Origin of the sequence: Desulfocapsa sulfexigens DSM 10523 (assembly GCF_000341395.1) — a bacterium.
In the GTDB taxonomy this organism is placed as follows: Bacteria; Desulfobacterota; Desulfobulbia; order Desulfobulbales; family Desulfocapsaceae; genus Desulfocapsa; species Desulfocapsa sulfexigens.
The window spans coordinates 570020-595249 of the sequence record NC_020304.1; the positions used below are offsets into that span (position 1 = coordinate 570020).

Sequence of the window (25230 nt, forward strand, 5' to 3'; positions counted from 1 at the left end):
CTTGTAAAGGATAATAATAACTGTTCTCCCTTTGCCTAGGATTGCATACACTGCTGTGATTTATTTGGGGCAGCCGACAAAATCGGCTGAAGGTTTTACCCAGGCTATTCTGTTTAATAATATTACGCAGGATCAGTATAAAGATCAGCATCATTCCTGATCGAAGCTGGAATAGATTTCTTAACCTTTACTCCCATCTGAGGAAAATTTTCTACCCTGGAAATCAGATTACCACGCCCCCGACTTAACCGGGTCATGGCACTGTCATAACTACTCTGGAGAGCATGCATCTGTTTTCCAATACGCTCCATATCTTCTGTAAATGAGCAGAATTTGTCATAGAGAGCTGCTGCCCGTTCAGCAATTTCTCTGGCATTCCTGCTTTGCTTTTCATAATGCCAGATACTTTCGATTGTCCGAAGAGTGGTAAGCAATGTTGTGGGGCTGACAAGAATCACTTTTCGACTCATCGCCTCGGAAAACAGCGTTTCATCAGCTTTAAAAGCTGCGAGAAAAGCAGCTTCAATCGGCATGAACATCAAGACAAAATCAAGGGTCTGAATTTCTGCAAGTGACCCGTAATCTTTTTCTCCCAAAATCTTTACGTGCTCCTTTATGGCCTTCACATGATGACGAAGAAAAGTATCCTGTTCCTGCTCTTTATCGCTGTTAACATATTTTTCCCAGGAGACCAGGGATACTTTAGAATCGATTATAATATCACGGCCATCTGGTAGGCGAACAATAACATCCGGCCTCTGAAACCGATTGGCTTCATCCCGGAACACTGCCTGGGTTTCATACTCAATTCCCTTACGCAGGGCAGATTGTTCAAGAACCCTTTCCAGGACAATTTCACCCCATGTTCCCTGAACCTGTTTATTGCCCTTAAGAGCTTTGGTGAGGTTGTTAGCCTCATCACTCATCCGCTGGTTCAGGTTTCTCAGGGAGGTGATTTCGCGCTGTAAAGCTGCCCTGTCCCTGGTTTCATCGTGATGAACAGCATCTGCTTTTTGACGAAAAGACTTTAACTGTTCGTGAAAAGGGGACAGTAAGCCAGAGATCTTTTCCTGAGTCTCTCGTGAAAAATGAGCACTTTTCTCCTCCAGAATAGAGGCTGCAAGCTCGGAAAACTGCAAACGTAACTGTTCTCTGGCTCCGTCCAGGAGGTTTAACCTTTCTTCCGCATGGAGTTGTTCTTGCTCAATCCGTGTCTGCAGTCTGGCATTTTCACTGCGCTGCTTCGCTTCTTTCTCTTGCAATTCACTAATAATGCTTTGCTTGTGTCTCTTCTCCTCGATTAGCTGTTCACATTGGTGGCGAACATTCTCACACACCAGATCACTTGCTGCAATCCGATTCTCCGTTGCCTGTTTCTCGAATTCGGCAATAAGCTGCTGCCTGCTGAGAAACCGTTCCTTTTGCTTCTGAAAAACGAGCCACAGAATAAAGGCAGTTGGCAGGAGGCCGCACAGAAAACTCCAGCTTCCAACGGCTAAGAGCTGAGTGAACTGGGATTGTTGCTGAAACCAGAGGACCAATTGGTCAAACGGGGAGATCATGGATACTGACTCCCTTTTTACGAATAGAACAGCTCTTGAACAAGAGCCAGGAGGTTGGTTTTCAGGAAATTCATGTTTTTCTAGTCATTAATTTCAAGGGGTACTATCCTTATAGTTGCCCTGTCAGCCTTTACTTCTTCCGGTTGCAATTCCCCAGTTGCAATTTTACTTTCTGTATCTTCAGTCGCCTCGGCAAATTTTCCGCCCTGGACTACAGGATTCTGATCCTTTGGAGGTCCCCCAAGGAATACCGGACCACCCAGATAATAGAAAGCAACACCAACCCCAAGCGCTATAACAGCTGCAACAGGGATCAGTCCTCGCCACAGTTTTTTCCGGAGCCTTTGCTCTTTTTCTCCAGTATTGCCCCTCAGTACTTCCCGCCCCGCCTCCTCAACAATCCCGGCGGTAACAAGATACTTTTGTTCCTCATATGTACCAAGCAGAGCTCGATCACATAACACGTTAATAAGACGGGGAATGCCGCTGCTGAGTTCAAAAACTCGAGCCATGGCACTCTGTGAAAAAATATCTTCCGCCTCTCCGGCCACAGTTAGACGATGCTTAATATAGGCTGAGGTGCTTTCTCTATCCAGGGGAAGAAGATGATACCTGGAGGTGATCCGTTGATTGAGCTCTTCCGCAGCTTCCTGCTTAAGAATCTGCCTCAGCTCTGTCTGTCCGAGAAGAATTACCTTCAACAAGTTTTTATGATCAGCTTCCAAAGTGATCAAAAGACGAAGCTGCTCCAATAAATCAAGGCTCAAATTCTGGGCCTCATCTATAAGTAGAGTAATATTTCGCCCCCGTTCCTGAGCGTCAATAAGGAAGCGATTGATCAGCCCGGCATAGGAGTCCACACTTTTTTCCACACCCTCAAGCTGAATATCTAACTCGAGACAGATAGCTTCGAGAAATTCAAGAACGGTCAAAAGTGGATTGTCAATCAAGGCAAGATCGGTATTTTCTGGAAGTTGTGCCAGAAGACAACGAGAGAGGGTGGTCTTTCCAGTACCCACATCTCCAGTGAGTAGGATAAAACAGCCGCCACTGCTAACCCCATACAAAAGGTGGGCCAAAGCCTCCCTATGCGACTCACTCATGTAAAGATAGCGAGGATCAGGAGCAATGGAAAATGGTTTTTCTTTAAGCCCGAAATAGTTCCGATACATTGGCGTCCTGAAAAAAGTGAGCCAGGGGGATAAGGTGCAGTGGAGCCACCCAGTGTTCCATATTGATATTATTCACAATAGATTACTATCATCCATGGCCAATGGACAAGGTTTTTCTTTTTTCATCTCAAAAACTGTGGGGGAGTAATAAACTATTTTGCTTTTTCCAGGCGAGATAGCCGAAGGAGGCCCCTATTGCATTAAAGAGGAACTGGCAACCTGCTCTTCCAGTAATGTACGAAACTTTGGGGTAGGAGCAAGACTATACAGTTCAGCCAGACTCTGCTGCACGAACACCTCCAGAGAGAGACGTTCTCTTTCAGCCTGCTCCATAAGAATAATACCCTTTACAGCATCAAGCATCTCCAGGTCGTGCAGCAGGAGAACTGCCCAGAGGAGATGGCTGGAATCGGGATTACGTTTGGGATCGCTCTCCCAATAGACCGGCGGAAGACGAAGAAAAGCCAGTTTTTTGGTGACAGCAGCATGACATCTTCCGCGCAAAAGAGAGGGATCTGGCAGTTCCCCCTCTCTCAATTTAGCCACCATCTCAGAAAACATACACAGGACTATTTTTCAAGCTTGTAGGTGAATGTCAGTTTTTTATCGCGTAGCCCGACGCTAACCAGACCACCTGAGACAAGCGTTCCAAAAAGGATTTCATCGGTAAGTACATCACCAATTTCCTTCAGGATCAAACGACGAAGAGGACGTGCCCCATATGCCGGTTCATAGCCGGTTTTTGCAAGCCAGTTTCGTGCTGCAGCCGTAAGACGGACTTCAACTTTTCGTTCGGCAAGCTGCGCCTGCAACTCAACCATCAGCTTGTCCACTACCTTTTCAACCGCTTTTGAATCAAGGGCCGAAAAGGAAATACTGGCATCCAATCGATTACGAAATTCCGGTGCAAAAAGATTCTTCAGCGCCTTCTGCTCACGCCCTTTGGTCTCGGCAACAAAACCGATAGGTGCTGCAGACATCTCTCTTGCCCCCGCATTAGTGGTCATGATAATAATGACATTGCGGAAATCTGCCTTCCTACCGGAATTATCAGTGAGAGTTGAGTGATCCATCACCTGTAAAAGGATGGAAAAAATATCCGGATGAGCCTTCTCAATTTCATCAAGCAGCAATACGGAATAAGGATGTTTACGAATAGCCTCGGTGAGCAGGCCACCCTGATCAAATCCCACATATCCGGGAGGCGATCCTATAAGCCTGGCCACGGCATGTTTTTCCATGTACTCACTCATATCAAAGCGTTCGAAATGAATGGAAAGCTTAGCAGCAAGCTGCCTCGCGACCTCCGTCTTGCCCACTCCCGTTGGACCGGCAAAAAGAAAACTCCCGGTGGGACTATCGGGATTCCCAAGACCTGCCCGTGATCGTTTCACAGCGGTAACGACAGCATCAATTGCCGAATCCTGACCAAAAATGACTTTTTTCATGGAGGCAGTAAGATCTTTCAGGGAACTCAGCTCAGCACTCGTTCCACTTTTTGCAGGAACCCGCGCCATGCGCGATACCACCTGTTCAACATCGCGAACTTTGACCACCTTGCCCATCTTCCCAGCCATCCGAAAGGCCGAGCCGACTTCATCCAGAATATCAATCGCCTTATCTGGAAGAAAACGGTCGTTGATATATCTGTCGGCAAGTTCGGCAGTTGCGGAAACAGCAGGCTTCGAATACCTGACCAGATGATGCTCCTCATAGCGAGACAATAATCCCTGCAGGATGCGTTTGGTCTCGTCAATCGTTGGCTCTTCAACATCAATCTTTTGAAATCTGCGGGACAGAGCCCGGTCTTTCTCTATATGATTTTTGTATTCTTCATAGGTGGTGGATCCGATACAGCGAAGAGTTCCAGACTGTAGAGCAGGTTTCAACAGATTGGACGCATCCATGGAACCGCCGCTAGTGGCACCCGCGCCCACGATGGTATGCATCTCATCGATAAAGAGGATGGCATTATCCTTGCGTTCAATTGCTGAGATAACCCCCTTAATCCTTTTCTCGAAATCACCGCGGTATTTGGTCCCTGCCACCATGCTTCCCATATCAAGGAGGAATATTTCAACCCCCTGAAGCAGATCCGGCACCAGTGCCTTATGCCCCGATGCCCGCGCTTCGGTATCTTCATGAACAAGAAGAGCCAGCCCTTCGGCAATGGCAGTCTTTCCAACGCCCGGTTCACCAACCAGCAAAGGATTGTTTTTTTTGCGGCGACAGAGCACCTGCATCATCCGATGCACTTCAGTTTTACGTCCAATAAGAGGATCAAGCTTTCCTTCCGCAGCAACCTGCGCATAGTTAACCGTAAACTCCTCAAGGATTTTTTCATCTTTATCAGCCTTTTTATCACCCGTGGTATTATCGGGCATACTCGGCAGTGGCTCTTTCTGCAAACCTTCCGGCAGAGAGTGAGAAATGAACTCCACCACGGACATCCTGCCCAGGCCCTCAGAACCGAGAAAAAACACCGCATGGGACTCGGCTTCAGAAAAAATGGAGACCAGAACATCACCACTATCAACTTCTTTTTTTCCACAGCTCTGCACATGGGCAACAGCCCTCTGCAAAACACGGTTAAAAGCGACGGTCTGAGCAGGTTCACCCTGGACTCCTGCACTATGAATGGGAAGCTCTCCTGCAAAGAAAGATTCCAGGCGGTTTTTAAGGTTCTCGGTGGATCCTCCACATTCGCGGATAATATAATCTGCCAGTTCATCATAGAGCAGACCATAGAGCATATGTTCCACGGTAACATACTCATGATGATGTTCTTTTGCTTCACGTATAGCCCGTATCAGAGCTGTTTCCAGTGCTTTACTTATCATAATAGTACCAGTTAGACTTTTTCGATGCTGCAACGTAATGGAAATTCATTCTTCCGTGCAAGATCGTGAACTATAACCACCTTTGTCTCGCATATTTCAAGGGTATACACTCCGGCAATACCAACACCCTCCTGATGCACATTCATCATGATTTTACTGGCTTCCGAGGTGTTCTTTCGAAAAACTCTCTCAAGAACAGCAACCACAAATTCCATGGAGGTATAATCATCGTTGTGCAACAGTACTTTATAGAGGGAAGGCTCCTGGATCTTACTGCGATCTCTTGTGGCCACCGATCCTTTCTTGTCACTCATAGGGTATTTCTATTTTTTAAATTTTCTTTGTAACACACTATCCTTTCGTCATATTACCATAGAAGATATGCTGTTATTTTTCAACTCTACTGTCTTTTCTGCTTGAGCATGGTTAAAAAAAGTTCCTCCAGGATAAGCTCTGGAGAAATTGGCGAACCCTTCAGGCGAAACTCTGCCTTGAGCAATAAAGCAAGCCAGCTTTTTAAGACCGCACAGGAAAATTCCTGTGCCTTACTAAATGACATAAACAGAGCGTAAGGATGGCCTTTCAGGAGATCAAGCCAGTCTCCACGTTCCTTCAATGCAGGAAGATAGACCTTTTGAAACTGTCCGGCGTTCATCCCGGAATGCCACAATGGTGCAGGTCCAAGCTGCAGGGATCTAAACACCAGCATCTTCCGCAGGTAATTCCGCATGGTGGCAAGTATCGCCAAGCCATGCATTCCCTGATCAAGCAATCTGCGAAGAAGTACCAGAACACGGGCTGACTGATGTTTCCCAAAAGCATCCGTCAACTCAAAGAGCGCGTCCTCACGGGTTCTCCCCACCATGGCATCCAAATCCTCCACGGTGATCAGTTCACGATCTCCAACATACAGGGCAAGTTTTTCAGTCTCCATGACCACGGCCACGGGGTGAAACCCCACCCGCTCCAAAAGACGTTCCAGAGCCTGGGGGACTATCTTCTTCTGAAAACCTGCAAGGCTCTTCCTCACCACTTCCTGCAGAATTTCCTTCTGTTCCTTTTGCGCGGCAACACCAACTCCCTCAACCACAGAACAGTCCACAACCACGCCTTCCTTTTTTATAAAAGTAAATAGCTGTTTCCTTTTGTCAACGGCTTCGGCGCTAAGTAGCAGAATATTGTTCGGGGGAACGCCTTTTTTAAACACCTCCACATAACGTGCAGCAATATCAGTAGCGCCTCCCCCCTTATTCGACGCCTCAGTCGTTGCAAGAAGTGCATCAGCCCAGGAAAGATCCCCGGCAGGTCTTGCAAAGCCAAAGAGTCCCTGCCACTGCCCCCCGCTCATTTCAGAAAGAAGTTCATCATGACCGAGACCGGCAAGAGATCTGAAAGAGAGGAGTTGTCTGCGACACGCCTTTTCGTTATTGGCTGACTTCGCCTGCTCCACCTTTGCCCAAACAGCAGATGCCACACTTTTAGAGTGAAACAACCTGCTGTCAGTCACCCGAAAAATCTGGCAACCAGGAAGTAGAGTGAAATTCATTAACTGTCCAAGGGTTTTGCTGCTATCTTCATTGTCGCCATCAATACTGTTTACCGCCCCACCCCCGGAATACGTCAAGAGACTTTTCTGAACACTGTCCGCAGCTTCGCGACAGAGAAAACGTTCTCCAAAAAAGATAAATATGTTTTTTAAGTCATCCATCTTCCCCTGCTCGATTTTTTCCAGCAGGGCAGGAAGCTCTGTCCGTTTAATCAGTGCCATGTTCGCCAGTTTTCGTATCCATTGATTTCTGATCCATTATCTTGTGCAAAATGGCAGGAAGAGAACCAGGTTGCAGATAATCCTCCCCCAGTCCCTGTTTGAAAATTTTTGCGGACTGTTCAGAGATATCATCCCAGCTTAAATCCTTACCCGACTTCGCTACCGCTTCAAAAAGGAATTCGTTATAGGGATTATTCACAACCGCCTTACCAGTACCAACGGTTGCCAGGATATCCACATTATTCTTAAAGAGTGTCGCAAGCTCAGAATACGCCCGGATGCCACCACAGGACCCAAGGCTCATAAAACGCTGTTTGTTGCCAAGATCAACTTCGGTTACGGCCCCATCTTCAATAAGTTTAGATATGGGCTCTATCAACTGTTCAGAGCGCCAGTAACTGTGTCCACGCTGGGCAAACATCTCATGACCACCCGTCAGGAACTGGTTCAGAAGAGCAGCCTGCACAGCCTCACCTTGAAATAAAAAGACGGAATGAGATATTTCGATACCATTCATCGTTTGCACCCAGTCCAGCACAAGAGGGTGCCTCGACTGAAGTCGAAACAATGCATGCAAAGTGCTACTCGGCTGAGAATCATAGGAACGAATCAGGCTTGCAGCCTGTGACACTACATCGGGAGCCACTCCCAGTCGAAAAGAAGTTGAAAGCCGTGGCCGATAGCCCTCTTTACTCAGAAAATGACAGTTGGAAAGGTAGGACTGCCTGCCATCATCATCATCATGAAAAACTGACAGGCTGGAAAGCTTCCCATCGGATTTCCACTCCTCAAAGGCAGTTTTAGCGTAGGCCTGCAGGGGAATAGCACCATACTCATACATCATCATTCTGATGCGTATCTTATCCACCTCACCCACAAACTCTGAATAATACTCCAGGTAATACTGTAAAATTACCCGTAACTGCATAGTAAAAACTGTATTCTGCTCACGAATAGCTGAAAGCATTTTACCTATAAGGTAGGTTCGGGTATCCGGTTGAATGGTTTCCAGCAAGGTCATAAATGTTGCCGAAAAAAGAATCAGACTGTTCTCGTCCTGAAAAGCAGATTGTGTCACCAGATCGAGTACCCGGTTCTGTTCTTTGGGGTCAACCGGAAAAAACAATCCGAGTTTTCCACGCTGTGCGAGACTGATTATAAAATCTGACACATGGTTGTTTGCAGGATCAACAGCAAGGAGGAACTGTAGAAGATTTGCCCGAAAGTTTTCATCCATCCGATCCTTCAGTACCGGCACCAGAATGTCCCGAAACGAGGAATCATACAATTCACTCCCCTTGGAGAGCAGAATATAGATATTGGAAGTGGTGGTATCATATGCCGCCTGCACACGAGCCCTGCCCGTTGCCTTGCGCAGAACAGCAATTGCCGTTTGTTTTTTTCCACGACCCAATGCAGCGTAAAAAGAATTTTTATATTCCTCACGAACCTTCCAGTCCAGACGCTTCCAGAGAATCTCCAGCCCTGCAGCAGAATGTCCATTTAATGCTGCAGCAGAGATCTCCCGTCCCAGCAAATCGGTCACCGAGTGGAGATCATTAATCTTCCATGTCAGATAGTCTGAAGCTTCAGCGAATCCCTTTAGCAGCAATGCCTTTTCAGCAGGATCCATGGCAAAGAACAACCACTCTTGATCCTGCTGACTCTTGCCAAAATAGTTTTTCACCCAATACAGAGCTGTTTCCGGGGTGATTTTCTGTTTAAACAGTCCCCGCGCATTCCAGGCATCGGTTATTGAAAACCTGCCCAGCTGCTCTATGATTTCAAGCGCTTTATAGGCGTTCATTGCCTTGATTCTGCAGCACTCCTCCACTGCCCACTGCTGTTTTTCATTCATTCGTTCAATCAGAGCCATGGCATCAGCAATGCTTTCTCTGCTCTGTCCCGGCAGGAGGAGGAAGGCCTTCAGAGCCCAACCTGCTGACTCTCTCACCTTTTCTATCCGATCCGTAAAAGCAAGTAACTCCGATGCTGTAAGCACATCAACCAGGGCAAAGGCCGTCATGACACGTCCTCTGGAATAATCAAGTTTCTCCAGCTTTTCAAGGAATTGCCAGGATTTCTCTGCATCCGCCCCCTGGAGAGTAACAAACTGTTCCAGAAGGCGCAGGTTATCAAAGCTGATCTCTTCTGTAACGAGTCTCCTGATCGCTGCAACAAGCTCGTCTGCAGAAACATACTCAAGCTGGGCAAACGCTCGAAGAGCACGTTTATTTGTATAATTCAGTGCATGAATCAACCCCTTATTAAATTCAAAAAGAGACTCATCCTCACAGGCCACCCTGCTGAAAGCCTCCAGGGTCTGCCGATAGCCCTTATCAGAGATACGGGCCTGAACAGAAGCCGGAGCTATGAAAACCAAAACAAGAGCTAACACACTAAAAACAGTAAGTTTCTGTCGCATTTCTTATTAAATTAAATAAAATAGATGTTGATTGATGATTTCTTGACTTCTTCTGCAAACGATATAGGATGCTTGCCTTTCCGGCACACACCCGGGAAAACACTTACAGTAATAGTCATTTCAAAAGAAATATCAAAATTTTCCCGGATATCTTCAGACAGTGAAACAGAGCAACTCTCAAATACTTCCAACTCTCTGTCTGTTGCTGGCCACGTTTCTCTGGGCAAGTTCTTTTATCGCCCTAAAGCTCGCTTTTGTTGACTACCACCCGATGGTGGTCATTGCAGGTCGAATGGTTGTTGCATCCCTTGCCTTTTTCTTTCTATTACCACGTTTCCGCAAAATTCGCATTCGCCATCAGGATTTTAAACTGCTCGGATTCATGGCACTCTGCGAACCCTGTTTATACTTTATTTTTGAAGCCCTTGCCCTGAAAAACACTTCGGCCTCACAAGCCTCAATGATTACAACCATGTTGCCCCTGCTGGTTGCCGTAGCATCTGGGATTTTTCTTGCTGAGAGATTTTCTCTCCAAAATATAATCGGATTGGGGCTTGCCATGGCCGGTGCATTCGGATTAAGCATCGGAGGGGATATCAATGAACAGGCCCCATCCCCATTGCTTGGTAATTTATTTGAATTTCTGGCAATGGTCTGTGCCACGGCATACACCATTGCTATCAAAAAACTGACCAGTCGCTATTCCCCACTCTTCCTTACAGCTGTCCAGGCATGGGTAGGGGCGCTCTTTTTTCTCCCCATGCTGCTGCTCCCCCAAATTCAGGTCCCTGACAATTTCATTCTAATCCCAACGGCAGCCATCGTCTATCTGGGCCTGGCTGTCACCATTGTTGCCTACGGCTCATATAACTATGCCCTCTCGGCAATGGATGCGGGAAAAGCTTCCATATATGTAAACCTTATCCCCCTCTTTACCATACTCCTCAGCTGGATTGTCTTCAAAGAATCCTTCAGTCTCTTTCAATATTGTGCAGGATTTGTTATATTTTTTGGAGTGGGTCTAAGCCAGGGATTCTGGATAAAAAAATAAAGTTAACAGAACAATACAAATACAACCAATGGACAAGACAACCCGTAGAGAAGTGGAAAAAAGTTTTCTTGAGGTCTCCCGTGCAGCTGCCAGAAAAAAAATCTATGCCCTCCGTGCGGAACAGGATGGTGAAAGTCAACTGGCACGACTTTTCCGTGCAATTGCTATCTCGGAGGAGGCTCAGGCAACTCGCCTTCTCCTGCAGTTACGTGGCCAGACAGGAACTAATTATCAAAATTGTAAAACTTCATTTGAAGAAGAAATTCCAAACCTGAAAAAACAGTATGAACAGGCCATGGAGAAGGCTGCAGCCGCAGGAGAACGTGCCATATCATCTCTTTTTGCACAATCTGCTAAGGTAGAACGCATTCACCTGAACCTTAAGAAGAAGTTGGAAACGACCTCCACGAAAGACACAAGCTATCACATATGCTCATTCTGCGGATTTATCATGGAAAACCATCCACCCGAGAAATGTCCAGTCTGCACTGCCCCTGCCAGCCGTTTCAAGAATATATAAAGACGGACGCCTATCTGCATACTGGGAGTACACTCGTTTTCCCATTTCAGTAGATACGGTATTATGGCCAGTGAGATGAAAGAAGTTTACGTCCAAAAAAAGTGACGGCCGCTTAATTGATTCCTTTGTTTTAAAAATTTTCAGGATGTGATAAGCGAAGTGTTGAGTGTTCACCATTTCACAAAAAACTCTATGGCTAACAATAAAATGCATGGAATTGACAAGGCCGTCCTAGACTGGCTGGATGAAGAGCTGCAAGACACCTTTGACGAAGATTATGAACTGGAACTTTCAGAATCCGAGTTGTCGCTTGAGCTGAAAAAGATATACAACAAACAACATCTATCACCCCTTGACCGCAAAGTATATTTCAAGTCCCTCCTTGCACTCCAGGCTGAACTGATCAAGATGATGACATGGGCTGAGCACACCGGGGAAAAAATAGTAGTTATTTTCGAAGGACGTGATTCTGCTGGAAAGGGTGGTGTTATCAAGCGTATCACCCAAAGGCTCAATCCTCGGACCTGTCGAGTTGTCGCGCTCAACAAGCCGACTCGAAATGAAAAATCGCAATGGTACTTCCAGCGTTACGTGCAACATCTTCCTTCAGCCGGTGAACTCGTCCTGTTTGACCGATCCTGGTACAACCGGTCTGGAGTCGAGCAGGTAATGGGATTTGCCACACCAGAGCAAGTCGAGGAGTTCTTTCAGGATGTGACTGAATTTGAGCGCATGATTGTCCGTTCAGGGGTACGCCTGATAAAATACTGGTTCTCCATCACAGATGAAGAACAGCACCTGCGCTTTCTCATGCGCATCCACGATCCGCTGAAACAATGGAAATTAAGTCCAATGGATCTTCAAGCAAGAGTACGCTGGGAAGCATACACCAAAGCGAAAGAGGACACTCTAAAAAGAACAAATACCCCAGAGGCTCCCTGGTATATCGTTGAAGGCAATGACAAGAAACGAGCACGACTCAACTGCATTCGTCATTTGCTTGACCAGATTCCTTATAAAGAGGTCCCCTACGAACCAATCACGTTACCAGACAGGGTACGTAATCCAGAATATGAGCGAGCAGTACTACCACCAGAGCTGTATGTGCCGAAAAAATATTAAGGGTTGCATCGCAGTTTGCGTGCAATCCAAAAATCCATATTGAACACTAAGCTCATCATAGATCAGCACGAGTAATCCGGGCAAAAAAAGAGTACCCTGTTCCCGATTTTTTATATTTCTCGTTTCACTTCTCGTCAAGCAGTGCTCTCAAGCCCTCTCTTGTATTTACAGGTATTCTGCAGGTAAAATCTTCACATACATAGGCCGTCGCACGACCATCAATTTTTTTAACCGTGCCGATAAAAGGAAGGCCTCCACGCAGGAACTGCTGATTTTTCCCGCCATCGGCCAGAAGCAGTAAAGTATTGGGAAGATACCTGGAATGCACTTCACTGAGGAGCTCCCTGGTGTCATCAGCCTCAAGCGTACCCGCTATAACGATCTGCCTCGGTTTATCCATCTGAAAATCCATGGCACTGAGCATCATAGGCATGGCAGGCGGATAGGTGGACAGAGTTTTTCCAAAAGACTCAATACTTTCTGTGGCAAGAGCCACCCACTCGTTATTCCCTGTCAGTCCTGCGAGGCGCAACAGGTTCATAACGGCGACGGAATTCCCCGATGGTTCCGCTCCATCGTAAGCTGCCCTCATCCTGGTAAGCAGTTGTGTTGATTGAGGAGTATCATAGAAGCCTCCTTTTTCATCAGCGAAGATTCGTATCATTTTTTCAGTGAGATCGACTGCCGCCTGCAAACGTATCGAATCATGACTCGCCAGATACAAATCCAACAAACCCTGAACCAAAAAACTGTAATCATCCAGTCCGGCAGCGTATCGTGCATCACCATCCCGCCATCGTCGTACAAGCTCTCCGTCCACCGTAAGTCTATCAAGAAGAAAATCCGTGGCCTGGTTTGCGGCAGCCAGATACCTTTTTTCTCCGAGAACCATAGCCGCTCGTGCAAAAGCCGAGATCATCAAGCCGTTCCATGAGGTAAGGATTTTATCATCCAAATGGGGTGCCGTGCGATCTTGGCGATGGCTCAACAGGCTGCGCCTGGCATCCTGAAGGATATCTCTGGCCTCCTCTTCACTCAGCCCAACTTCCCTTGCCACTTCCGACAACTCTTTGTCCCGGTAGAAAATATTGCGACCAGTAAATTCTTTCTGTGGATCATGAAGGGCATTTCCCTTTGCTTTCACGCCATAATATGCCTTGATAAGAGCAGCCTGTTTTTCCGTCAACAGAGTGTCTATCTCCTCCTCCGTCCACAGATAAAATGCTCCCTCACCATGCTCTTCAAGATTGTAGGGATTCACAGAATCAGCATCCTCTGCTGAATAAAAGCCACCCTCCGGATGCCGCATATCCCGAAGCACATACTCAAGGACCTCGACAACTATTTCTTTATACGCACTATCTCCCGTCAACTGAAACGCTGACAGGTAGGCAAAAACGAGCTGACTCTGATCATAGAGCATCTTCTCAAAATGGGGCACCCGCCATCTGCCGTCGACCGAATACCGATGAAATCCTCCACCGATCTGATCATACATTCCGCCGCCAGCCATTTGCTCCAGGGTAACAAGCGCCATGTCACGGGCTGCCTTCCTACCAGTTGATTTATAGTAGCGAAGAAGAAAATCAATCACCACTGGCCGTGGGAACTTAGGTGCCTGGCCAAATCCACCATACTTTGGATCATAACTCTCTTCCAATTGAGAAAAACCCTTATCCAGCCATGCCTTTTCAGGGGACACTCTGCCATCAGAAGTATCCTTTCGTAGTAAAGATGTTACCTGTTCTGCTGAAAGACTTAAACTCTCCCTGTCCGTTAACCAGGCAGTCTTAATGGCCTGCAGTATCTCCATAAATCCCGGCCTCCCATAGTCAGCACGTGGAGGAAAGTATGTTCCTGCATAGAACGGCCTGGTGTCCGGAAAGAGAAAAAGTGACATGGGCCAGCCACCGCTACCGGTCATGGCCTGGGTTGCCGCCATATAAATCTGATCAACATCCGGACGCTCTTCCCGATCTACCTTTATGGGAATAAAATAACTGTTCAGAAAATCTGCAATTTCCTGATCCTCAAAAGATTGATGGGCCATAACATGACACCAGTGACAGGTGGAATAACCAATTGAAAGGAAGATTGGCTTATCCTCACTCACCGCCCTGGAAAGGGCCTCCTCACTCCATGGATACCAGTCAACCGGATTATTGACATGCTGCAATAGATAAGGGCTCTTTTCATGAAACAGATGATTTGTCTGTTTTGAGTGGAGGGCAGTGTTTTTTTCACTAGTATTTTTCATAAATTTTTCTCTTCCCTGCCCCGACACACAACCAGTCAGAGCAAAATAAATGATTTCCCATATAAGAACCTTGTTTTGTAATCATTGCTTTTGTCATATCAAACACAGTATATCTGAAGAAACGGATAGCAATAAAAATAACTATTACCATACAACAAAAACAGACTCTATTTTAGACTGGGTATATTTACCCAGTCTAAAATAGGTATTTCCATCAATTGATCTTCCAGAGCAAAATGCTAACATTAAGAGAAGGAATGATATTCATTAATACAGAAAATAAACAAAAAGGAGAGATTCAGCCATAAGTACCTGAGCAAAAAGATCTTCCCTTAGAAAGGGAACTTTTTTCATACGACTTTAAAATCAAACGGGTTATTGATTATGGAAAAAAGACAATATTTCAGAGCAAAATTGAATGGCACGGAAGTACATATCTCCGATCAGGCGGGGTTCTGTATGGCGACCCTCAAGGATTGCTCACGATTCGGACTTTGCATCACCGACATTCCAAGAAAAATACATACCAAAGACGGTAATTTTATTGCCATTATTTCAACGAAAGGCATAAACTTCAAACTGCAAATAACGGAGCGTTGGACAACAAAAGATGGTCTTTCAATGCAAATCGGTGGAACCATAGAAAAGCCAAACTGGGATTGGACGGAAATGATAATGAAACATGAGCCCATAAATGATGATGTGTGGGCAGCGCATTAACATCCCAGGAAAATATGTGAATGTCCCCTTTTCAGGAAAGGCAATTATTCGCTTTATCAACTATAATTGCACACAGTAGCAATTTACTGACCTTGTTTTTTAACCGGACCTCAATTTCCCCTCCAGAAAGTGACTTCACTTTCAACGCTTTTTTCTGCCACTCAAAAGGCCCCCCCTGGTAACATCTCTCTTTTTTTTATCACTGGTGCGGAAAAATTTTGTTTCCGAAGAGCAATGCGATACAATAAAAACACAAGCCCAATGACACTGTGACCAGACTTGCCACCAGAGGATTCTATGCAGCAGGGAAAACGCCAAAAACAGAATGATCCGATGCTGTCCTTTCACCTGATGAAATTTGCATTTCAGGATTTTCAGAAAAGTGCCTGCAACCTTACCCATCAGGAATATGAACTGGCGTATCAACACGCCAACGAGGAAATGCTTCTTCACCAGGTAATCCTCACTTCCGACGAGGCCTGTTGCGTAGTCATACCCGATCCAACTCTTCAACAAACCCTGTTGGAAATCATCGCTGAATACCCAGATGAGGCCACCTTCTACGGCACTCTTGAAGAAAACAACATGAAACTCGACGAATACAGGACCGCCCTGCACAATGACCTCCGTGTAGAGACGATACTCTCACGAATAGCATCCACGGTGCAATCTGTAACGGCAGTCGAGGTGCGACGCTACTACAACAGGAATAAAACGGAATTCAACCAACCCGAACAGCGCAGTGCTAATCTCATTCAAATTCGCTTCAACCCTTTTTTGCCTTCTGAACTCAATTCAGCCTATAAGAAAATCGCTGCTATCCACAGGAGAGTAACTAGAAATCCAGTATCTTTCCCAAAGGAAGCACGACTCTTTTCAGACTGTAACACTGCCAAAAATGATGGAAACCTGGGCCGCCTGGCCGCCGGTGAACTTTGCCCGGAACTGGACAGGGTACTGTTCACCCTTCAGGCTGGAGAAACAAGTGCTATTATTAGGAATTCGACTGGATTCAGCATAATACAGTGCAGTGAAATCCACCCCGCTAGAAAGCTGAGTATCAAAGAGGCCTCCCTTATTATTTTCCCCATTCTCCTGAAAAAAAAGCAGTTGGAGGCTTGCCGAATGTGGTTGCAAAAGCTTATTCAACCGAGCAAGGAAACCACGCCTTGACCAGACCAGACAAACAGCCTCCTCCACGTCTTATCCCAAAGCTTCTGTTTGAAACGGAAACACTCAGCGATAGCGACAACAATTCCTTCCAAACGGTGGAACTGGTACGCAAAGGTCAACCCCTTGTCGAGTTACTCGCTCCACCGGGTGCTCCGCCAAGAAATCCTACAGAACTTGTTCCCGGGAAAAACACTCTGCTCTCCGATGACAAGTGCAAACTTCTGGCTGAGATCGACGGCTACCCCTTACTCTCCAAGAAAAGCAACCAGGGAATCGATCTTATCATGATATCGGTGGTTCCCCTGCTCTCCATTGCAGATGACAAAATGTCTGCAACCATCAGCCTTTACCCGCCCGTGAGGAACTCCCCGGAACTCAGTAGAGAAACTCTTATGGACATCCTCACATCCCAGGAAATTCGTTTTGGGATCTCTCTTGAAAATCTGGACAGGCTCCTCAGTCTTTGTAAAGAAAAACGCTCCCCACTCAAAGATGAAACGATTGCCAGAGGCCTACTTCCCCTGAACGGAAAGGCCAGCTTTCTCCGTTTTGAAATTGAAGTGGGCCCCCTCCCGGGAACAATTATGGGAAACGGGAAAATTGACTTTCGGGAACGAAAAATGTTTGTAGGGGTCTCAAAAGGACAGATAATTGCTAAACGGATTCCGCCGACACTAGGAACCCCTGGCCTTACGGTTACAGGTGAAGAAGTGCCCCAAATTCCAGGAGAGAATTTGCCTGTTACAGTGAGTGATGATGCCGAATACGATGAGGAGAGTGGTATTATTCGTGCCCTTCAAAACGGTATTCTCTCCCTTGTCAGCGAAAATTCAATCAAAGTCTGCGCTAAACAGGTTATCCCGGGAAACATCGACTACAGTACTGGTAATATAGAATCTCAGGACGCGGTTGAAATAACTGGAACCATACTTCCTGGTTTCAGAGTAAAAACCCACGGAGACCTGTTGCTCAAAGGAAACGCACGCTCCGCCAACATAAAATGTAAAGGCAATCTAGTAGTAAAGGGAGGTATCCTTGGCAAAAAATGTAAGGTGAAAGTATCGGGTGATGCAGATTTTGGTTTTATGGAACAGGGCCAGCTCAGGGTGAAGGGGCGGGTGATTATTCGCAAGCAGGCTTATTACGCTAAAATCATGGCCAACGGAGAGATCCACTGTGAAAACAGCAGTCGGATTCTGGCCGGGCTATTGATGAGTGCCTCAAGCCTTAACCTTGGGAATGTAGGATCCCCAAATGCTCCCTTTTCACTACTTGCAGCAGGCATTGCCCCCGGACGCTATCTGCGCTATCTTAAAATACGATCCGACCTCAAGGACGTCGAGCAGGAACGCCTCGTCTTTCTGCAACGATACGGATTGAAACAAAAAGTAAATGTACTGAAATCACTGGAAAAAACCGTAGAGAGTCTACATAACGACTTAACAAAGCTGAACCTTATTCCAGGGACTGATGCCAATTCTGCGGATAGAGGGATTGAGTATCTACGAACAATCGCAATTACAGTACAGGGCACAATATTCAGCGGTACAGAGCTGCAGATTGGCAATGCCACCACCATCGTCAAGAACGATCTCACTGGCGTACGTTTTACACTGGATAGTCACACCGGTACTTTTATCGAAACAAGCCTATAAGGGAACATATGTTTATCAAACTCTGGATGCAGCGGGACGTTGTCACCATCGACCCGGACACACCACTTGGCGAGGCCGCAGAAATCATCAAACAAAACTCTTTTCGCCACCTCCCGGTAGTCAAAGATGGAAAACTTGTTGGAATAATAACCCAGAAGGATATCAACCAGGCTCTTCCTTCCGCTATTGACTCTTCTCTTGGTTCTGAGAATAGAGTCATTGCAGCCCAGGCAAAAATATCCTCTTTTATGGTAAACCAACCCATCACCGCCTCCCCCATGGATCCTTTAGAAAACGTAGCTCTTTTGATGCGTAAATTTAAAATTGGTGCTGTGCCGGTGGTCGAAAACGACAAACTGGTTGGAATCGTGACCGAAACCGATATCTTCAGGGCTTTTACGGAAATAATGGGTGTTCGGGAAACGGGTTCACGCATCGAATTACAGATAAAAAATAACAGTACTGCCGTTTATAAAGTCGTTGAGATATGTAAAGAATTTAATATGGAATTGAACGCCATCAGTGTGTACAAAAATTTTAGCCATGAACACCAGCTTCTCACCATTCGTGTAAGCGGTGAGGAAATGGATCAGCTGATAGATGCACTGTGGGATTCAGGAACCAAGATAAATCAGATCCTGGCAGGCGGCAATACGGAGAAAGTGGTACCATCCTAACCCAAATCAAAGGTTGTGACGTATGAGGCGTTGCTTCATATCTCCAAAATCCAGTTCAAAACGGGCCTGGAGTCTTTCTGGTTTTTTGTTGTCACCTGCAAAGGCATTCAGACCTATTTCATGTTTGAACGAATAACTGATCACGTTGCCTCGATTCGCTACAGGGCAGGTGAGGTTACCGGTGAAGCATTCGGCGAGTTCACGGGTCACGCGGGTCAGCTCCGAGGTGGAGCCACTCCAGAGGTTGGAGCAGAGGATGCCGCCTTCACTGAGGTGGTTTCGGCACGTCGTAAAAAAGTCCCGATTGTAGATAACGTCAGCGATCCCGAGTTCGTCAAAAGCATCGAGCAGGATTATATCATAGGGTTCCTCCTCATCCCGGTTCTCCAGGAACGGAACTCCGCCCCGGCAGTGTATGGTAACGTTGTCCGTCTCCGGTAGATTAAAATAGGTACGGGCCAGATCGATTATCTCCTGGGAATGATCCACTGCGTCGATTCGACAATCTGGAAGCATCGTGCTGATATATCGAACCAGTGAACCGGCACCGAGCCCGATGAGCAGGATTCGTTTCGGGTCAGGGAGAAACATGAGGGAGAGCATCATGTATCGTGTATAGGGCAGAACCAGAAGATGGGGGGCATCAAGTGCCATTTTCGACTGGAGGAATTTGGTATTGAAGTAAAGATAGCGGAAATTTTCCCGATCGAATATCTCCACTAACCTGTCTCCACGGCGAGATTTGTGAATGAGTGTCTTGCTGTCTGTTTTCATTTGGTAAATAGGGTCAACTCTGCCCTTGACTCCTATTATGTTACGGGTTGACCTTCACGGGAAAGATCGATGCAGGGAGGGGTTTCCTTCGGTAATCGTAGTCATTTTTTTAATGGGAACGGTTGAGGTATCTCCTGAATAAGGCACCCGCACAATATAAACAGACTTCCTATCTAACTTGGCATCCCTAAATACTCATACCAGGATAAGAAGAACCGCATGATAGCGATGAAAACTGTGACGGTAATTTGGACACTACTGGTATTTCACTCAACGTCTTCTCAAAGTTTTCTATTCCTTTTGAAAATCTGTATTGCTGTGCAGTTTCAACTACTTCAATTATAATATCATAACTGAAGCCATCCTCTTCCATCGTTCTTTCCAGTTTTCGTAGCTCTTCTCTCGTCATGTTATTTCCAGGAATAATTGACATTCTAAAAAACTATTATTCCTCATTGAAACATAAACCGTTACATTTTCATATAGGTAGATATACCCAATTTGCTGATAACTAAAAACATTTTACTATAGGTGCCCTGGGCGCAAGGTTAACTGTTGAGTAAGATGGGAGGGTTGAGAGTATTCCTGACCATACAATCAGTATTCAGCAAAACGTCAGGTCAAAGATGATACGCTACCACTCAGTTGCTGCCGGCTGCCGGAAACACCACCCTGAAGTTTCTTCTGCAGAGCACGTTTTAAACGGAAGCGATTCCAATAGATAACAGGTGTTTTGCTCACCCTTTGTTTTCCCGCTACAACTGCCTCGGGAAAGAAAAGAAGGTCAAGAAGATGATGGGTAGTGGCACTTTCTCCCAGGAAATGAGTACAGCCTGCACAGTAACTGATAATCGGATCGCTCCCTGCTTCTGTCACTCGTTTTTGAGTCCATTCCCTGGCAAAATCGGGTCGTATAAACCCTGCAGAGCCTCCTTCACCACAGCAGAAGGTGCGTTCCCGGCTATGCTCCATTTCCCTAATCGTAATTCCCTGGTGCTGCAGAATATTCCTGGTACTTTGCTGCACCTCTGGAACAAATCGCACCCCACATGGGTCATGAATTGTCACCTCGGTCTGGATGCCACCTCTTATCTTTGGTGACTGCAGCAACTCTTCATACACTGTCCGCACCTCAATGCCAGTGGAATATTCCTTAAAAATACGATGACAGTTCGGGCAGCTCACAAGAACTTTTGTTACGGAATTTTTACTCAGGATGCTGCAAAGTTCAGCAAACATTTTCTTAAAATGGGCCATGTCCCCAAGATCATGGGAAGGTTTAGTGCAGCAGTCAAACACGATTCCAATGTCAGGTATGGTTTCCTGTAAAAGCTCGAACAAATGACTGAAGGTTTCGGGACGACTGCCGGGGATGGCACATCCGGGAAACAATACCGTGTGGCAATTTTCAGGAAAATAATACCAGGAGAGCAGCGACGAACTCCCCCGCCGTTCATAGGCTCGGATGGTTTTATGCTGCCTGAGCCGACCATGCCCCTCGTTTACCAACTCCTGCCGCATAGCGAGAAACATAGCTGAAGAATCAAGCTCCTTAGGACAAACTCCGTGACATAGGCCACAGAGACTGCACTCAAATGGAAACTCCTTGTTTATAATGGTATCCTTTCTCTCCAACCAACTCTCCGCAAGCTTTTGCGGAGAGCCATACTCCTGCAGAAAAGCGCATTCCTTAACACAGATTCCACAGTTCACGCAATCTTTGGCAATACTCTCAATGGGAGACAAAAGTGTATCCAACGTCTCCATAACTTAAAAAGGGCTCACCACTCTGGCAGCAGTTGTCATGGTGTTCATGATGTCATACATATTAGTGATGCTCCCCACCTTACGTTCCTCTTCCAGCTTAAAGAATTCAAGACAGGTTCCGCAGATCCAAATGGTTACACCTTGTTTTTCCAAAGCCTGCAAAGCTTCCAGTGCCTTTCCTTCCTGTGTCGCAAGCTTAACACCTCCATTATAGAGAAGAATATGAGAGGGGAGCGGGGAAATTTCAGCAATGGTTTTCACGTAGGTCTGCAACAATGCCCATCCCAATTCGGAAGAGCCACGTCCCATGGAATCGGAAGGAATAACGTAAACCAGATTACCGGCATCGGGCAGGGCACAGGAATAATCAGCTTCCTGAAAATCCTCCCTGGGAGTATCACTCTCCCCTGGTGTAAGGCTTATAAGAAAATCACCATCCCCCCTTTGCTCCACACTCACTTGACATCCCTGACTCCTGCCAAAGCGAAGAACATTTTCCCGAGAAGCCTCATTATCCACAACAACACTGAAGACCTCTTCAGGATGATTTTCCAAATACTCCTTCGTCCGCAACACTGGTTCAGGACAATTAAGCCCCCTGCAATCCAATATTTCCATAATATATTTTTCTCTCCTCTCGTTTTTGTAATATGACGGAGCTAAATCAAAAAAAAAAGCTGCCTTCGTCCTGATCAGGATGAAGGCAGCCAAAGATATAACGTCCGGAAACAGAAAATCAGTGCGCAGGTGCTGCCTCACCTTCAGCAGCCTGCTCTGCCTCAACAGTTGCTTCGGGAGCAAGCTCTTCTGCAGGGGCAGCCTCTTCTTCAGCAGGTGCAGCTTCTTCCGCAACAACAATCTCTTCAATCACCTGATCACTCAACTGACGCTGGAGATCTTCAATAATCTGATATTTTGCAGCCAATTCCTTTTCAAGAGCAACCCGGGTCTCTTCAAGGATAAGGAGAGAATTGTTCTGAGCGGCAATTCGTGAAAGAAGTACATTCATGTTCAATTTCGTACGGCCAAGCTCTTCTCCACTGGCAACAAGGATTTTGTTACGCTCCTCAAGTGCCTTTTCAAGGGAAAGGATACGCGATTTACTCTCATCCACCTCAGCTGAAAGCGCCTGTTTTTTGGCACTGTACTCGTCCACGCTGTTGGCCAGCGTTGACTTTACATTTTCAAGTCCAGTTATGGTAACTTCTGCCGCAGCAAGAGCAGCATCTTTTTCTTCGATAACGGCCTTTGCATCAACAACTGCCTGCTCAAGGCCGGCAACTTCTGCAGTACATTTATCCAACTGAGCCTGCATCCCTTCAAGGGCCTGTGAACCACCAGCAGATGCCGCAAGTTCTTTTTTCAAGCCTGCAATCTCTTCCTTCTGACTATCCACACTTCCCTTCAAGGTTGCAGCTTTGGCAAGGAGTTTCTGGTTCTGAGCGGTAAGGGTCTCAACCTCTGCCAATGCCTTTTCAGTAGCAGCACTGGCATCGTTCGCCACAGCTTCATCTACAGCAGCGGGAGCCTCAGCTTTCATAGCAACAAGCTGTCTCTCCAGACTTTTACTTTTTTTGTCCTGAACCGACCCCCAAATTGTCCCCACCAGACAGAGAACAACCAGGGCAATGATAATCTGATTTTTACTCATGACCCGACCTCACAAAATATATTTAATAAAATATCCTTCAATAGCATTAAACCAAACAAGAAAATATCAACCTACAGAAGATATGAGTAAGTGTCAATATCAATATATGCCAAAAACTCGTCCTACATAAAGTCTGATTTCAGGCGGAAAAACAGAACCTAAATACTCTCCGGAAGTATCCTGACAGCACCCTTATCAGCGGAAGCTGCAAACATTGCATAGGCTTTGAGAGCCTGTGAAACATGACGGTCACGATCAACGGGTGAAAAGGCATCCCGCCCCTTCTCCAACTCCTCTGTCCTTCGCCTGGAAAGCTCTTCATCCGAGACAAGAACGTTTATCTTCCGTTTTGGAATATTAATCTCAACTGCATCACCCTCCTGAACGAGAGCGATGGCACCACCAGCCGCTGCCTCGGGTGACACATGACCAATGGAAAGTCCCGATGTACCTCCTGAGAAACGGCCATCGGTGATGAGAGCACACTCTTTTCCAAGGTGGACTGATTTGAGATAGGAAGTGGGATACAACATTTCCTGCATTCCAGGCCCACCCTTGGGGCCTTCGTAACGGATAATCACAACATCCCCTGCCTTGACGGTACCATCAAGAATAGCCTCACAGGCAGCTTCCTGTGAGGAATAGACTTTAGCAGTTCCCTGAAAATCAAAAATAGACGGATCAACACCGGCCGTTTTCACGATACAACCGTCGAGTGCAATATTCCCGTACAATACTGCCAGCCCGCCATCCTTACTATAAGCGTGTTCCACATCACGGATACACCCATCAGCCCGATCGAGGTCTGCGCTCTCGTACATACTTTGCTGTGACCCCATAACAAGATTCCGTCCATTTTGCGCAGGAGCACTGAGATAGAGTTTACGAGCCTCTTCATTACAGCTTTCGGCTGCCACATCCCAGCCTTCAAGAATAGTTTTAAGGGTTTTCCCTTCAACTCGACTGACACTGCTGTCAATCATTCCGGCCCTGTCGAGTTCTGCAAGAATTGCCATAATACCACCGGCCCGATTCACATCTTCCATATGATAATGCGAAGAAGGTGCAACTTTACAGAGGTTTGGTATTCTTCGTGACAGTGCATCAATATCAGCCATGCTGAAATCGACTTCAGCCTCTTTAGCAATAGCCAGAAGATGCAATACCGTATTTGTCGAACCACCCATGGCAATATCCAGGGTCATGGAATTTAAAAAGGCAGCGCGAGTTGCAATGTTGCGCGGCAGCACCGAGGCATCTTCCCTGTTGTACCAGGCATCGGTCATATCAACTATACGTTCTGCTGCACGCTCAAAAAGGTTCATCCTGTTTGCATGGGTGGCAACAATGGTCCCGTTTCCAGGCAGCGCCATTCCAAGCGCCTCATTCAATGAGTTCATGGAATTTGCAGTGAACATCCCGGAGCATGAGCCACAGGTTGGGCAGGCACAGCGTTCCACCACATCAACCTCGGCATCACTCACCTCGCGGTCTGCACCCATTACCATGGCATCCACAAGGTCATAGCGTTTTTCACCATCAACCCCCGCCTCCATTGGGCCACCGGAGACAAAGATCGTTGGGATATTGAGTCGCATCGCTGCCATCAGCATGCCCGGAGTAATTTTATCACAGTTGGAGATACAGATCATGGCATCAACGGTGTGGGCATTACACATGTATTCCACACTGTCGGCAATAAGTTCCCGTGACGGCAGAGAGTACAACATTCCAGCATGGCCCATGGCAATACCGTCGTCGATGGCGATGGTATTAAATTCCGCCGCAAAACACCCACGTTCAGCGATCCGTTTCTTCAGGTGCTGGCCTATTTCGTGCAGGTGTACATGACCTGGTACAAACTGGGTAAAGGAATTGACTATGGCGATAATTGGCTTGCCAAACTGCTCTTCCTTAACCCCGTTGGCACGCCAGAGACTGCGGGCTCCAGCCATTTTCCTTCCTTGGGTCGTTGTATTGCTTCGTAATGGGATCGTCATGAGATTATACCTCTGTGCTCACTTATCTTTCTTTAATAAATAAAAAAAATTGAATTTCTTGTCTCTTTCATGACAATATACTATGAAAATAGCAGG

General features: G+C 46.5%; 21 protein-coding genes. 7 read left to right on the plus strand and 14 right to left on the minus strand.

Features of this window, described 5'->3' with window-relative positions:
• Positions 1–122: 122 nt before the first annotated feature.
• The 7 genes from rmuC to UWK_RS02470 all read right to left on the minus strand — a co-directional run bounded on the left by rmuC (position 123) and on the right by UWK_RS02470 (position 9767).
• A complete protein-coding gene (gene rmuC / locus UWK_RS02440) occupies positions 123–1562 on the minus strand; it encodes a DNA recombination protein RmuC (RefSeq protein WP_015402761.1) in 1440 nt (479 codons plus the stop codon).
• 80 nt (positions 1563–1642) lie between these two features.
• Positions 1643–2734, minus strand: coding sequence for an ExeA family protein (locus UWK_RS02445; RefSeq protein WP_015402762.1), 1092 nt, complete (start codon positions 2732–2734; stop codon positions 1643–1645).
• Positions 2735–2926: 192 nt separating this feature from the next.
• The gene (locus tag UWK_RS02450; RefSeq protein WP_015402763.1) at positions 2927–3295 is read right to left on the minus strand and encodes a hypothetical protein; all 369 of its coding nucleotides are present in this window, start codon (positions 3293–3295) and stop codon (positions 2927–2929) included.
• An 8-nt stretch (positions 3296–3303) separates the two neighbouring features.
• Complete coding sequence (clpA, locus tag UWK_RS02455) at positions 3304–5574, minus strand: ATP-dependent Clp protease ATP-binding subunit ClpA (protein ID WP_015402764.1); 2271 nt, start codon at positions 5572–5574, stop codon at positions 3304–3306.
• A gap of 11 nt (positions 5575–5585) precedes the next feature.
• Positions 5586–5888: an ATP-dependent Clp protease adapter ClpS gene (gene clpS, locus UWK_RS02460; RefSeq protein ID WP_015402765.1), complete on the minus strand. Its 303-nt coding sequence runs from the start codon at positions 5886–5888 to the stop codon at positions 5586–5588.
• A gap of 86 nt (positions 5889–5974) precedes the next feature.
• The gene (gene holA / locus UWK_RS02465) at positions 5975–7342 is read right to left on the minus strand and encodes a DNA polymerase III subunit delta (RefSeq protein ID WP_015402766.1); all 1368 of its coding nucleotides are present in this window, start codon (positions 7340–7342) and stop codon (positions 5975–5977) included.
• Positions 7329–9767, minus strand: a complete 2439-nt coding sequence (locus UWK_RS02470) for a hypothetical protein (RefSeq protein WP_015402767.1) — start codon at positions 9765–9767, stop codon at positions 7329–7331. Before UWK_RS02470 ends, holA begins: the two co-directional genes overlap by 14 nt.
• A 160-nt stretch (positions 9768–9927) precedes the next feature.
• Between UWK_RS02470 and UWK_RS02475 the strand changes: the two genes are divergently transcribed.
• The 3 genes from UWK_RS02475 (at position 9928) to ppk2 (ending at position 12460) form a co-directional block, all read left to right on the plus strand.
• Complete coding sequence (locus UWK_RS02475; RefSeq protein ID WP_015402768.1) at positions 9928–10818, plus strand: DMT family transporter; 891 nt, start codon at positions 9928–9930, stop codon at positions 10816–10818.
• A gap of 28 nt (positions 10819–10846) precedes the next feature.
• Positions 10847–11338 carry a rubrerythrin family protein gene (locus UWK_RS02480; protein ID WP_015402769.1) on the plus strand — a complete coding sequence of 164 codons (492 nt, stop codon included), beginning with the start codon at positions 10847–10849 and terminating at the stop codon, positions 11336–11338.
• A gap of 192 nt (positions 11339–11530) precedes the next feature.
• Entirely contained in the window at positions 11531–12460 is a 930-nt protein-coding gene (ppk2, locus tag UWK_RS02485) for a polyphosphate kinase 2 (protein WP_015402771.1), read from the plus strand.
• Between the two features lie 124 nt (positions 12461–12584).
• Here the strand turns inward: ppk2 and UWK_RS02490 are convergent, their stop codons facing one another.
• On the minus strand, positions 12585–14717 hold the full coding sequence (locus UWK_RS02490) for a thioredoxin domain-containing protein (RefSeq protein WP_015402772.1): 2133 nt from the start codon (positions 14715–14717) through the stop codon (positions 12585–12587).
• A 384-nt stretch (positions 14718–15101) separates the two neighbouring features.
• Between UWK_RS02490 and UWK_RS02495 the strand changes: the two genes are divergently transcribed.
• The 4 genes from UWK_RS02495 to UWK_RS02510 all read left to right on the plus strand — a co-directional run bounded on the left by UWK_RS02495 (position 15102) and on the right by UWK_RS02510 (position 18942).
• Positions 15102–15437: a hypothetical protein gene (locus UWK_RS02495; protein WP_015402773.1), complete on the plus strand. Its 336-nt coding sequence runs from the start codon at positions 15102–15104 to the stop codon at positions 15435–15437.
• Positions 15438–15734: 297 nt separating this feature from the next.
• Positions 15735–16610, plus strand: coding sequence for a peptidylprolyl isomerase (locus UWK_RS02500; RefSeq protein ID WP_015402775.1), 876 nt, complete (start codon positions 15735–15737; stop codon positions 16608–16610).
• Complete coding sequence (locus UWK_RS02505) at positions 16607–18265, plus strand: FapA family protein (protein WP_041916275.1); 1659 nt, start codon at positions 16607–16609, stop codon at positions 18263–18265. The genes UWK_RS02500 and UWK_RS02505 overlap by 4 nt, the downstream gene beginning before the upstream one ends.
• Before the next feature lie 8 nt (positions 18266–18273).
• Positions 18274–18942 (plus strand): CBS domain-containing protein, encoded by a 669-nt coding sequence (locus UWK_RS02510; RefSeq protein WP_015402777.1) that lies wholly within the window; start codon positions 18274–18276, stop codon positions 18940–18942.
• A 6-nt stretch (positions 18943–18948) separates the two neighbouring features.
• On the opposite strand, the gene UWK_RS02515 is transcribed toward UWK_RS02510, so the two are convergent.
• The 6 genes from UWK_RS02515 to ilvD all read right to left on the minus strand — a co-directional run bounded on the left by UWK_RS02515 (position 18949) and on the right by ilvD (position 25134).
• Positions 18949–19662 (minus strand): spermine/spermidine synthase domain-containing protein, encoded by a 714-nt coding sequence (locus tag UWK_RS02515; RefSeq protein WP_167320709.1) that lies wholly within the window; start codon positions 19660–19662, stop codon positions 18949–18951.
• A gap of 241 nt (positions 19663–19903) precedes the next feature.
• Complete coding sequence (locus UWK_RS02520; RefSeq protein WP_153304798.1) at positions 19904–20149, minus strand: hypothetical protein; 246 nt, start codon at positions 20147–20149, stop codon at positions 19904–19906.
• Between the two features lie 182 nt (positions 20150–20331).
• The gene (locus tag UWK_RS02525; protein WP_052326950.1) at positions 20332–21474 is read right to left on the minus strand and encodes a (Fe-S)-binding protein; all 1143 of its coding nucleotides are present in this window, start codon (positions 21472–21474) and stop codon (positions 20332–20334) included.
• A 12-nt stretch (positions 21475–21486) separates the two neighbouring features.
• Complete coding sequence (gene yedF / locus UWK_RS02530; protein ID WP_015402781.1) at positions 21487–22101, minus strand: sulfurtransferase-like selenium metabolism protein YedF; 615 nt, start codon at positions 22099–22101, stop codon at positions 21487–21489.
• Positions 22102–22219: 118 nt separating this feature from the next.
• The gene (locus UWK_RS02535; RefSeq protein ID WP_015402782.1) at positions 22220–23134 is read right to left on the minus strand and encodes a hypothetical protein; all 915 of its coding nucleotides are present in this window, start codon (positions 23132–23134) and stop codon (positions 22220–22222) included.
• 158 nt (positions 23135–23292) lie between these two features.
• The gene (ilvD, locus tag UWK_RS02540; RefSeq protein WP_083907167.1) at positions 23293–25134 is read right to left on the minus strand and encodes a dihydroxy-acid dehydratase; all 1842 of its coding nucleotides are present in this window, start codon (positions 25132–25134) and stop codon (positions 23293–23295) included.
• Positions 25135–25230 lie beyond the last annotated feature (96 nt).